Raw genomic sequence first — 12,236 nt, 5'->3', positions numbered from 1 at the left:
AATCATTATTTTATAAAGCGTTGAATTTCACTGTTAGTAATAACTTGTGATAAAAGTTGAGTAAGCTGCTGGCTAAAGTCTCGCTCTAATACTGCAATATCAGCTTTAAATGGGCCTTCGCTTGTACCACGTACTTTAAAAGTGTTACTCAAGGTTTGTGTACCATTATTGACGGTTACGCGGATCACTAATTCATTGTTAACTTTATATTTTATCAGTTCTTGTTGCACGCTTATTACGCCATTATCAATAATGATTTCAATTATATTACCCGCTTGGGCATTAATTTCTAGGCCTTGCTTTTTAAATTCAGCAGTTAACGTTTGCTCAATAATTTGGTTTAACGGTTGTTGGCTTGAATAAACTTCGGCAGCTTCATCTTTTCTTAAAATTTGTACAACGTGTTGAGCTGTGCGCATATCAGTAACCGTTAAACTTGCCTGCTTATTCTGATAATTACTTTGGTTTGATGCGTTATTGGTGATGCTTAAATCAGGTGCAATAACCACGTGAGTAGGTTTGTTGGCACAAGCGGTGAGTAAAACTAATAATGTGCTTACTGCTAGCGTTTTTACGTTATTGTGAACGAATATATTTTTCATGATTTGCTTAATCCTATTATTTTCTGGCTGAAAGAGTAACAAACTTATCGTTGCTGGCAATCAGTTTTTCATTACCAAAAAGTCGTTTTAGCTTAATATGGTAACCTAATTGTCGGTTACCTATAATACGTAATTCACCACCATTCTTTAATGCTCGATGACTATCACGGAACATTTGCCAGGCAATATGATCCGTTGTCGCGTTTTGCTGATGAAAAGGCGGATTACACAAAATTAAGTCAACACTGTTAGGTTCTACGTCAGCTAAACAGTCATTAATGACGAACTGACATTGCGCTAACTGTTCAGGTAAATTTTGACTGATATTAGTCATGGCCGAAGCGACAGCCATATAGGATTCATCAACAAAAGTGATTAAAGCTTCGGGTTGTTGTGCTAATACAGTTAAGCCTATAACGCCATTCCCACAGCCTAAATCAATAACCTTTGTACCTGCATTTACTTCAGGAAGATTTTTCATAAAGTGGCGAGCACCAATATCAAGCTTTTCACGGGCATACACGCCAGAGTGATTACTGATAGAAAATGGTGTGTTTTCTAAGGGCCAAAGGGTAGGAAAAGGCGAAGCAAATATTTGTGTATTATCAAGCTGAGAAAAGACTAAACGTGCTTTTTTTACTGCTAACGATGTTTTTGTTGTGCCTAAATACTTTTCAAATAATTTTAATGTTGAACTGTGAATATCTTTAGCTTTATCTGCAGCAACAAAAATAAGTTTATGATTATATTTAGTTTTAATAGCTAAAAGTTGATCAATCATGAGTGATTTACTTTTAGGTATTTTGTATAACACAACTGTTATATTCTCTGGGAGGTTATCTAAGCTACTTAATTGGCTAATATTTTCAAGCGATAAACCATTTTGTTCAATATTATATTGTAAGCCTTGATTACTGATCCAAGAGTCGGAAACGGTTGTCACGTTTGCCTGAGTAAAGTTAGCGGTAATCGCACCAAAACTATCATTGAAGATTAATAAGTTGTGATGACTGTCAGCCAAATTTTGCTCATGAACATAATTGATCAAATATTCGTCGGCTGCATCCCAAGCAACTAAAGCTCGGTTAACTTGGCCAACAGGGTAGCGGTCTAAAAAAAGGTTCTTGTCGTAAACGCCATCCGCGTTGACAATAAAAGGGCTGATCATAATGAAGAGGTTCGATTTTCACCTAGAAGAATGTCAGCTATTGTGACAAAATATAGGTAATTGAGCCAGTGATAGTTGCAATGAGTTGTTAAAAATCATTTTATAAATAAGATGAAAAATCTTTTACCAACAAAGCCAACTATTTATTCTCTATTTAGGCAAGTTAAACTTATATAGCCATCCAGACTGATGGTATATTCACAGTAATAAACTAAAATCATTCTACTATAGAAAAATATGTCAGGGATATAATAATGACCATTGAAGCTTTAATTGAACAAAAACTTCTGTCCGCATTTTCTCCAATACATCTCGATGTTATTAACGAAAGCCATCAGCATAATGTTGCGCCAGGCAGTGAGTCTCATTTTAAGGTGATTATTGTTACGGATGACTTTATTGGCGAGCGTTTAATAAAACGCCACCGTGCTATTAATTCGCTACTTTCAATAGAGCTTGCTGAAAAAATACATGCTTTAGCACTTCATACTTATACTAAAGATGAGTGGGATAAGTATTATGCAGACAATACTCCGCTCTCACCCAAATGTTTAGGAGGTGGGGGGAAGTCGGCATAATATATTGAATTAACTCACTGTAAAAACACTAATTAGCATCATTAGCGTTTTTACATGTTATCTTCCCTTACACCATCACTCTATTCACTTCTCGTTAATCAGCGGTTATTTATTCTTCTTTACTCAAAAGGTAAATAACAATTAAAATTGGTTTGAACATTTTAGTTAAAATCATCATGTGGAATGACCTGAACTTCCACTCGAAGTGATGATAACGTTAAATATTAGATTGTTGGCGTATTAACTGAGCAAATAGGAAATAACGGTGTCTGCGTTAACATCAGGCGTTTGTCTAGCGCGTTTTTAGAGAACAATGCAGTACAATGGCTAACATTAAAAGCATAATATCAAAATGAGAGATGCTTTTATTGTTGATTCATAGGTCAAAGAGCTACTGGTCATACCTCATATTTCTTATTAGCAGAGTAAACTATGCGGCAATTTTTGAATTTATGTCGTAATAAATATTGAATAATGACTAAATCGCCAAGTCGTTTGGTGATAATAATAGTATTAATTAAAAGGTCTTCTTATGGTTATCAAACCTAAAATTCGTGGTTTTATATGTACAAATGCACATCCAGCTGGTTGTGAAGCTCATGTTCACGAGCAAATATCTTATGTGAAATCTCATCAACAAGCAGATGCTAAACCTAAAAATGTTTTAGTTATCGGTGCTTCTACGGGTTATGGTTTAGCTTCTCGTATAACCGCTGCATTTGGTAATAATGCTAAAACTTTAGGTGTTTTCTTCGAGAAACCACCTACTGAAAAGAAAACTGCCAGTGCTGGTTGGTACAATACGTCAGCCTTTCAAAGTGCAGCTGATGTCGCTGGCCTTTGGTCTAAGAATATTAATGGTGATGCGTTTTCACATGAAATTAAAGCGAAGGCTATTGAAACGATCAAAGCTGAATTAGGTGAAATTGATCTAATCGTTTATTCACTTGCTTCACCTCGTCGTACTGATCCAGATACCGGTGAAGTTTATTCATCGACGCTTAAACCTATTGGTCAAAGTGTAACCACTAAAAACCTAAATACCTCAAAGCGTGTTATCGATAAAATTTCTGTTGAAGCAGCAAATGAAGCCGAGATACAAGGTACCATTGATGTAATGGGAGGCGCTGACTGGGAACTATGGATTAAGGCATTGAATGAGGCTGGCGTTCTTTCAGAAGGTTTTAAATCAGTAGCTTATACCTATATTGGTAAAGAATTAACGTGGCCAATTTACGGAAAAGCGACCATAGGTAAAGCGAAAGAAGATTTAGACCGTGCTGCATCGGCAATTAATAAAGCTACCGCTAACCTTAAGGGCGAAGCCCATGTTACTTCATTAAATGCGGTCGTTACGCAGGCGAGTTCAGCAATACCCATTATGCCGCTTTATATTTCAGCAATGTTTAAAGTGATGAAGGCAGATGGTACTTATGAGGGGTGTATCGAACAAATTCAGAACCTATTTGTTGAGAACATCTACAGTGAAACACCTCGCTTAGATGATGAAAATCGTTACCGTCAAAATCATAAAGAGCTTGAAGACAGTGTTCAAAAACGCGTGACAGACATTTGGAATAACGTTGATTCTGATAGTATTGATGAGTTAACTGACTATGTTGGCTATCATCAAGAGTTTTTAAAGTTATTTGGCTTTAGTGTTGCAGGTGTTGACTACGAAGCTGATGTCAATACAATGGCAGAAATTAAGCATCTATTATAACGATTAGTTTTCATTATTTACGATTAGCGTCAATAATAAAAAACCGACATAAAATGTCGGTTTTTTTAGGTCTGACAAAAATTTTGGCTGATAAATGAACGAAATCAATAATATTCAACTAATTTGTAATTTAAGTAACTGAGATCGTAGATAGCCTTAGAGTTTTTGTGTTAAAATCGCGCCAGAAATTTTAACTTAGAGCCAGTGGGTCTTTTTTATTTTCAACCAATTGTTGTTGTTGTTAAAAAAGAAGTACTTACTGAAATACACTAAAATCAATAATTTCCTTACCTATCAGACTTCAGTCACGAGTGATCGTAAAAGAGTTTAATGACGTAAGTAACTTTATGGTTTTGATACTCCCATCAAAAGTAGTGCATGTGTTTATGATTACAATAAAGAAAGGTCTGGATGTTCCTGTCGTTGGTTCTCCCCAGCAGGTAATCCATGATGGCAACGCCATCAAAACCGTTGCAACATTAGGTGAAGAGTTTGTGGGTATGCGACCAACCATGTTTGTAAAAGTGGATGATCGTGTTAAAAAAGGTCAGGTTCTTTTTGAAGATAAAAAGAACCCTGGCGTTAAATTCACAGCTCATGTTGCCGGTGTTGTTAAAGAAATCAACCGTGGTGAAAAACGTGTTTTGCAATCAGTCGTTATTGAAATTGACGGCGATGAGCAAGAAACTTTTACTTCATACACGGATAATGAACTTAGCTCAATAAAACGTGAAGACGTTGTTGCTAACCTTGTTAATTCAGGTTTGTGGACAGCATTACGTACACGTCCATTTAGTAAAGTTCCTGCTATTGATTCAACGCCCACCGCCATTTTTGTTAGTGCTATGGATACTAATCCGCTAGCTGCTAACCCTGAAATGATTATTAATGAACAAAGTGAAGCCTTTAAGAATGGTTTAACTGTACTTTCTCGTTTAACGAATGGTGAAGTGTTTGTTAGTAAAGCCCCTGGTGCAAATATCCCTGTAGAAGCTAATGTACAAGTTAACGAATTCGCAGGGAAACATCCTGCGGGTTTAGTGGGTACACACATGCACTTCTTAAAGCCAGTAAGTGCTGATAAGTCTTCATGGAGCTTAGGCTATCAAGATGTTATCGCCTTTGGTCAACTTTTTCTTTCTGGAGAGTTAAATAATACGCGTATTATTTCACTTGCTGGTCCTGCAGCTAAGAACCCTCGTTTAGTGCGCACTATTTTAGGTGCTAACACCGACGATTTAATTGCGGGTGAAATTACTGATGGTGAATTACGTGTGGTTTCTGGTTCTTTACTCTCAGGAGCAAAAGCAAAAGGTGTTCACGCTTATTTAGGTCGCTACCATGTGCAAATTTCGTTGATTTTAGAAGGTCGCGAAAAAGAGTTTATTGGTTATATGTACCCAGGTCCTAATAAGTTTTCGGTAACACGTGCATATATGTCTCATTTCTTCCCGAAGAAATTATTCAATATGACCACAACAACTAACGGTAGTCCTCGTGCCATGGTGCCAATTGGTAACTTTGAACGTATTATGCCATTAGATATTCTCCCAACAATGTTATTGCGTGATTTATGTGCCGGCGATACCGACAGCGCGCAGCAACTTGGTGCTTTAGAGCTTGATGAAGAAGATTTAGCCTTATGTACATTTGTTTGCCCAGGCAAAACAGATTATGGCGTTATTCTTCGTGAATGCCTAACCACAATAGAGAAGGAAGGTTAGACATGGGCTTGAAAAAGTATATTGAAGATATTGAACCGCAATTTGAAAAAGGCGGTAAACTAGAAACGTGGTACGCTTTATACGAAGCTGTAGCCACTGGTTTATTTACTCCAGGTCAAGTGAACAAAGGTGCTACCCATGTTCGTGACAGTATTGACTTAAAACGTATTATGATCACGGTATGGTTAGCTGTTTTCCCTGCTATGTTTTTTGGTATGTACAACATTGGTTTTCAAGCAGCTGATGCTTTAGCTGCTGGTTATGCTTTACCAGACACTTGGCAAGTAGGCTTATTCGAGTTCCTAGGGGGGAGCTTATCTGCTGACTCGAGTGTCTTCGGTAAGATGCTTTATGGAGCAGTGTTCTTCTTACCTATTTATGCAACTACCTTTATTGTTGGTGGCTTTTGGGAAGTTCTATTTGCTTCAGTGCGCAAGCATGAAGTTAACGAAGGTTTCTTTGTTAGTTCAATTTTGTTTGCCTTGATTTTGCCTGCAACAATTCCATTATGGCAAGTTGCTATCGGTATTACTTTCGGTATTGTTATTGCTAAAGAAATCTTTGGTGGTACAGGTAAAAATTTCTTGAATCCTGCGCTAGCGGGTCGTGCATTTCTGTTTTTTGCTTATCCAGGCGAATTATCAGGTGATGCTGTTTGGGTTGCTGTTGATGGTTACTCAGGTGCGACACCATTAAGTGCTGCAGCAGCAGCAATTCCAGGTTCAGTTGATTTTGCAATCAATACTAACTGGTGGAATGCATTCTTGGGCTTTATTCCAGGTTCTATGGGTGAAGTATCAACCGCTGCTATTTTCCTAGGTGGTGCATACATTCTCTATAAAGGTATTGCTTCGTGGCGTATTGTCTTAAGTGTTTTCGCCGGTATGGTGTTTACCTCCTTACTGTTTAACAGTATTGGAAGCGACACTAACGCAATGTTTGCTATGCCATGGTACTGGCACTTAGTCACCGGTGGTTTTGCTTTTGGTATGATGTTTATGGCTACTGACCCTGTCACTATGTCTTTTACTAATACGGGTAAATACTGGTTTGGTGCACTGGTTGGCGTAATGGTTGTGCTGATACGTGTAGTTAATCCGGCATACCCTGAAGGAATTATGTTAGCTATTTTATTCGCTAATTTATTCGCCCCTCTTTTCGACTATTTTGTTGTTCAAGGGAATATCAAACGGAGGCTCGCTCGTAATGTCTAGTAATAAAGAAACTCCAATTAAAACAATCGGCTTCGTGTTTTTAGTTTGTCTGGTTTGTGCTGCACTAGTCTCTGTTGCTGCGATTAGTTTAAAACCATTACAACAAGCTAATAAACTGCTTGATAAGCAAACTAAAATTCTTGAAGCTTCTGGCTTATTAACATTAGCTTTGAAAACAGAAAATATTAAAGCTTCAGGTAGTGAACCTAAAAGTATCGTTGCAACATTTGAAAAATATGTTGAGGCTAAGATGATTGACCTAGATTCAGGGAAAATTATTGAAGGTAATACTGATATATTTGACGAACGTGCAGACGCTCGTAATGCTGCTAAAAGCTCAAAACTTACCAATGATACCGCGGGTATTAATCGCCGTGCTAATAATGCTGTTGTCTACTTAGTTAATAATGAGCAAGGCCAGCTAAATACGTTGGTTTTACCTATTGTTGGTTCAGGGCTGTGGGACTTAATGTACGGTTATATTGGTTTAGCGCCAGATTTAAATACCGTTCGTAGTCTTATTTATTCTGACTTAAAGGAAACTCCTGGTTTAGGGGCTGAAGTGCTTAACCCTAAATGGAAAGCTTTATGGCCGGGTAAGAAAATTTACAATGATAGCGGTGAAGTGGCTATTAACGTGATTAAAGGTGGTGCTAAAGCCGGAGATGTTCATGGCGTTGACGCATTGTCAGGTGCCACATTAACCAGTAATGGCGTACAAAATACCTTACATTTTTGGTTAGGTGAGCAAGGTTATGGACCTTTTATTACTAAATACCGCAGTGTTGCTAGCGAAGGAGAGATGAACTAATGTCTTCAGATACTAAAAAAGTACTATTTGGACCTATTGTAGATAACAACCCTATCGCTTTACAGGTACTAGGTGTTTGTTCTGCTCTAGCGGTAACCAGTTCAATGGCAAACGCTTTGGTTATGACCATAGCGGTAATGCTAGTTACTGGCTTTTCTAACTTTTTTATCTCACTTGTGCGTAATCATATTCCATCAAGTGTGCGTATTATTGTGCAAATGGCGATTATAGCGTCATTAGTCATTGTGGTTGACCAAGTGTTAAAAGCCTTCTCTTATCAGTTGTCGAAAGAGTTGTCAGTTTTCATTGGTTTGATCATTACTAACTGTATTGTAATGGGCCGTGCAGAAGCCTTTGCTATGAAAGAAAAGCCGGGCGTTAGCTTTTTAGATGGTATTGGTAACGGTTTAGGCTACGGCGCAGTTTTAATGGTTGTTGCTTTTTTCCGTGAATTATTTGGTTTTGGTGAGATCTTTGGTATTGAAGTATTTAAATTAGTTCAAAACGATGGTTGGTACCAAGGTAATGGCTTATTAGTCTTACCATTTAGTTCATTCTTCATTATTGGTTTAATCATCTGGGCTGTACGCCAGTGGAAACCAGAACAAGTAGAGAAGGATTAGCCCCATGGAACATTATTTAAGTATTTTTATTAAAACCATATTCATTGAGAATATGGCGTTAAGCTTTTTCTTGGGTATGTGTACTTTCTTAGCGGTGTCTAAGAAAGTAAGTACAGCCATTGGTCTGGGTGTTGCGGTTGTGGTGGTATTAGGTTTAGCTGTTCCAGCTAACCAAATTATTTATCAAGCTATTTTAGCACCCGGTGCTTTAGACAGCATGATGGGTATTACTGCTCAGAAAGATTCAATTGATTTAAGCTTTTTATCATTTATTACCTTTATCGGTGTTATTGCTGCTTTAGTACAAATTTTGGAAATGATTTTAGATAAATATTTTCCTGCTTTGTATCAAGCCTTAGGTATATTTTTACCTTTAATCACTGTTAACTGTGCAATTTTTGGTGCGGTATCTTTCATGGTAGCGAAAAACTTAACCTTGGGTGAAAGTGTTGTTTACGGCATTGGCTCTGGTGTAGGTTGGATGTTAGCTATTGTGTTGTTGGCTGCTATACGTGAAAAGATGAAATATTCTGACGTACCAGACGGTTTGAAAGGTTTAGGTATCACGTTTATCTCCGCTGGATTGATGGCTTTTGGCTTTCTTTCTTTTGGTGGTATTTCACTTTAAAAAATATCGGCCTAAGTCACTTATTACCAAAAGTAATTTGAACTTAGGCCCTAGATAATTTAAGGAAAAGTCGATGGAAATCATTCTCGGCATATCGATGTTTACCGCGATAGTGCTAGCATTAGTTTTAGTGATTTTGTTTGCTAAATCTAAGTTAGTCTCTTCAGGTGACGTAACAATTAGTATAAATGGTGACCCAAATAAATCAGTAGTAACCGCTGCTGGTGGCAAGCTTCTTGGCGCTTTAGCAGACCAAGGGATTTTTATTCCTTCTGCTTGTGGTGGTGGTGGTACTTGTGGTCAATGTCGTGTTGACGTGCATTCAGGTGGTGGTGACATTTTACCAACTGAAACGGGTCATATCACTAAGCGTGAAGCTAAAACAGGTTGTCGTTTAGCCTGTCAGGTTGCTGTTAAGCAAGACATGGTTATTGAAGTAGAAGATGAAATCTTCGGTGTTCAACAATGGGAATGTGAAGTTATCTCTAATGATAACCAAGCAACTTTCATTAAAGAACTTAAACTTCAAATACCCAATGGGGAATCTGTTCCGTTTAAAGCCGGTGGTTATATTCAGATAGAAGCTCCAGCTCATCACGTTAAATATAGTGATTTTGATATTGATCAACAGTACAAAGGCGATTGGAATCACTTCGGTTTCTTTGATGTTGAATCAAAAGTTGACGAACCAACGTTACGTGCCTACTCAATGGCTAATTATCCTGAAGAAGAAGGCATTATTATGCTTAACGTGCGTATTGCTACGCCGCCTCCAGGACGTTTACATTTACCAGCAGGTAAAATGTCATCATATATCTTTAGCCTTAAGCCTGGCGATAAAGTCACTATTTCTGGTCCATTTGGCGAGTTCTTTGCTAAAGAATCAGATAATGAAATGGTCTTTATTGGTGGTGGTGCTGGTATGGCGCCAATGCGTTCACACATCTTTGATCAACTTAAACGTTTACAATCTAAGCGTAAAATGTCGTTCTGGTATGGTGCCCGCTCTAAGCGTGAAATGTTTTATGAAGATGATTACAACGGCTTAGCCGCTGAGAATGACAACTTCAAATGGCATGTCGCGTTATCAGATCCACAAGCCGAAGATAACTGGGAAGGCATGACAGGTTTTATTCATAATGTACTTTATGAAAACTACTTAAAAGATCATGAAGCACCAGAAGATTGTGAGTACTACATGTGTGGTCCTCCAATGATGAATGCTGCTGTTATTCATATGCTTAAAGACTTAGGCGTAGAAGACGAGAACATCATGTTAGATGACTTCGGCGGCTAATATTTGGTAACTTTTATCTCTTTGCTATTTCACTTAATAGCGGCATCGAAGGTGCTCATTGACTAACGTCAACTCCGCGCCATCTTTTTGCTCTAAAGTGAACGAGCTTTGAGCTAAAAATCACATCAAAATAGTGCATGTAAAAGACGGCTTTGGTCGTCTTTTATTATTTATATAAGACGTTTTTGGTAAACGATTTACATAAATAATAAATTTATGGGTATTGAAATGATTAAATCGAAAGTAGTAATTCTGATGTTTACGCTGATTTTTTTAGCCGGATGTTTTCCAAGCAGTGACTTGAGTAAGCAAGAAGTACTGCTGCAAGGTCGTACAATGGGCACCACTTATAATATTAAAATCGTGATTAAAAACAACGCGGTTGATACTCAACAATTACATACTGGCATTGATGCCTTATTGGTGCAATTAAACCAAGAAATGTCTACTTATATTGATGACTCTGAATTATCACTATTTAATAAATCGACATCACTGGCGCCGATTGAAATATCAATAGGTTTAACACGAGTTATCAAAGAAGCAATTCGTTTAGGGCAATTAAGTGAAGGCAAGTTAGATGTTACGGTAGGCCCATTAGTCAATTTGTGGGGGTTTGGTCCAGAGTATCGTCCCGATATCATTCCAAGTGATGAAGCTTTGCTTGCAGCACGTCAGAGAATAGGACTTGCAGAGTTGACGTTAATAGGTAATAAACTAGCTAAAAAAGTACCAAATTTATATGTTGATCTATCAACTATAGCTAAAGGTTATGGTGTTGATTTAGTCGCTGAATATTTAGAAGATGAGGGTGTACATAACTATCTTATTGAAATTGGTGGCGAAATGCGAATTAAAGGCTTTAAGCATACCGGCGAGCTTTGGCATATTGCTATTGAAAAACCTATACAAGACCCGACAGGAGAACACCGATCTGTTCATCAAGTCATCATACCAAAAAATAATGCTGTAGCTACCTCAGGTGATTACCGTAATTATTATGAAGCCAGTGGACAGCGTTTTTCACATATTATTGACCCTAGCACAGGTAAACCTATCAATCATAAGTTAGTTTCAGTAACGGTTATTCATCCGTCTTCGATGACGGCTGACGGCTTGTCAACAGCCATGATGGTTATGGGTGAGGCAAAGGCGATAGCTTTTGCTGAGGAAAATGATATTGCCGCTTATTTTATTGCCAAAACCGATCATGGCTTTGTTGAACAAAGCACGGTAAAATTCATGCAATATTTGAAGTAATGAGTAATGAGTAATCACGAATTACTGTTTATATATTTTATATTTTCAAGAAAATAGTAGGTTAATTTTATGATGATTTTTATGATCACTTTAGGTTTTTTTCTTGTCATTGTTATTGCAATGTCAGTGGGCTATATCTTTCAGCAGAAGTCTTTAGCAGGCAGTTGTGGTGGTTTAGCGTCGGTGGGAATTGATAAATCGTGTAATTGTGACAACCCTTGTGATAAACGTAAAGAAAGAGAACGTGTTGCTGCAGCGAAAGAGAATATGATTGATATAAAAAATATATAACGGATCAATATCTTAATTTCAGTTTCAGTAAAGAAATAAGTATTTGCCTCCATGCAGATACTTTCTACAATACCTTAAATACTTCTAAGCGTTTATCGTTTATATAACGTCCTTGTCCACTGCGTATTAGTCGACTGAACCTAATATGCTAACGACACTTAATATTATGTCCGCACCCGTCTTTAAAATTTGAGACAAGTGCAAAACGGCTTTATTACCATATAAGATTCTAAAGCGACAGCCAGCAATACCTTGTACCTTATCCAAGTAAGCCATAACAATAGTGTCAATAGTTTGAACTTTCAGTTTATTAATGT

General features: G+C 37.5%; 12 protein-coding genes. 10 read left to right on the top strand and 2 right to left on the bottom strand.

Translation table 11 applies throughout. From position 1 onward, the window contains the following. Positions 1-5: 5 nt before the first annotated feature. Both H4J52_RS17925 and H4J52_RS17920 read right to left on the bottom strand, forming a co-directional pair. On the bottom strand, positions 6-602 hold the full coding sequence (locus H4J52_RS17925; RefSeq protein WP_182181893.1) for a YajG family lipoprotein: 597 nt from the start codon (positions 600-602) through the stop codon (positions 6-8). 16 nt (positions 603-618) lie between these two features. Next, entirely contained in the window at positions 619-1,770 is a 1,152-nt protein-coding gene (locus tag H4J52_RS17920) for a methyltransferase (protein ID WP_182181894.1), read from the bottom strand. Positions 1,771-2,024: 254 nt separating this feature from the next. Between H4J52_RS17920 and H4J52_RS17915 the strand changes: the two genes are divergently transcribed. The 10 genes from H4J52_RS17915 to nqrM all read left to right on the top strand — a co-directional run bounded on the left by H4J52_RS17915 (position 2,025) and on the right by nqrM (position 11,919). Then, positions 2,025-2,348 carry a BolA/IbaG family iron-sulfur metabolism protein gene (locus tag H4J52_RS17915; RefSeq protein ID WP_182181895.1) on the top strand — a complete coding sequence of 108 codons (324 nt, stop codon included), beginning with the start codon at positions 2,025-2,027 and terminating at the stop codon, positions 2,346-2,348. Positions 2,349-2,880: 532 nt separating this feature from the next. Next, positions 2,881-4,071: an enoyl-ACP reductase FabV gene (fabV, locus tag H4J52_RS17910; RefSeq protein ID WP_182181896.1), complete on the top strand. Its 1,191-nt coding sequence runs from the start codon at positions 2,881-2,883 to the stop codon at positions 4,069-4,071. Positions 4,072-4,457: 386 nt separating this feature from the next. Then, the gene (locus H4J52_RS17905; protein ID WP_182181897.1) at positions 4,458-5,795 is read left to right on the top strand and encodes a Na(+)-translocating NADH-quinone reductase subunit A; all 1,338 of its coding nucleotides are present in this window, start codon (positions 4,458-4,460) and stop codon (positions 5,793-5,795) included. A 2-nt stretch (positions 5,796-5,797) separates the two neighbouring features. After that, the gene (locus H4J52_RS17900) at positions 5,798-7,009 is read left to right on the top strand and encodes an NADH:ubiquinone reductase (Na(+)-transporting) subunit B (RefSeq protein ID WP_182181898.1); all 1,212 of its coding nucleotides are present in this window, start codon (positions 5,798-5,800) and stop codon (positions 7,007-7,009) included. Further along, positions 7,002-7,820, top strand: a complete 819-nt coding sequence (locus H4J52_RS17895; protein WP_182181899.1) for a Na(+)-translocating NADH-quinone reductase subunit C — start codon at positions 7,002-7,004, stop codon at positions 7,818-7,820. Before H4J52_RS17900 ends, H4J52_RS17895 begins: the two co-directional genes overlap by 8 nt. Then, entirely contained in the window at positions 7,820-8,443 is a 624-nt protein-coding gene (locus H4J52_RS17890) for an NADH:ubiquinone reductase (Na(+)-transporting) subunit D (protein WP_070376016.1), read from the top strand. The genes H4J52_RS17895 and H4J52_RS17890 overlap by 1 nt, the downstream gene beginning before the upstream one ends. Before the next feature lie 4 nt (positions 8,444-8,447). After that, a complete protein-coding gene (nqrE, locus tag H4J52_RS17885) occupies positions 8,448-9,071 on the top strand; it encodes an NADH:ubiquinone reductase (Na(+)-transporting) subunit E (RefSeq protein WP_070376017.1) in 624 nt (207 codons plus the stop codon). Positions 9,072-9,144: 73 nt separating this feature from the next. Then, positions 9,145-10,368: an NADH:ubiquinone reductase (Na(+)-transporting) subunit F gene (gene nqrF, locus H4J52_RS17880; RefSeq protein ID WP_182181900.1), complete on the top strand. Its 1,224-nt coding sequence runs from the start codon at positions 9,145-9,147 to the stop codon at positions 10,366-10,368. Positions 10,369-10,623: 255 nt separating this feature from the next. Next, positions 10,624-11,628, top strand: a complete 1,005-nt coding sequence (locus tag H4J52_RS17875; RefSeq protein WP_259367883.1) for an FAD:protein FMN transferase — start codon at positions 10,624-10,626, stop codon at positions 11,626-11,628. 69 nt (positions 11,629-11,697) lie between these two features. Beyond that, on the top strand, positions 11,698-11,919 hold the full coding sequence (gene nqrM, locus H4J52_RS17870) for a (Na+)-NQR maturation NqrM (RefSeq protein ID WP_182181902.1): 222 nt from the start codon (positions 11,698-11,700) through the stop codon (positions 11,917-11,919). The last annotated feature ends 317 nt before the right edge of the window (positions 11,920-12,236 follow it).

The organism is Colwellia sp. MB02u-14, from assembly GCF_014076915.1.
Lineage (GTDB): Bacteria > Pseudomonadota > Gammaproteobacteria > Enterobacterales > Alteromonadaceae > Colwellia_A.
The sequence above is the reverse complement of the archived record's forward strand: the minus strand, read 5'-3'. Positions and strand labels throughout refer to the sequence as shown.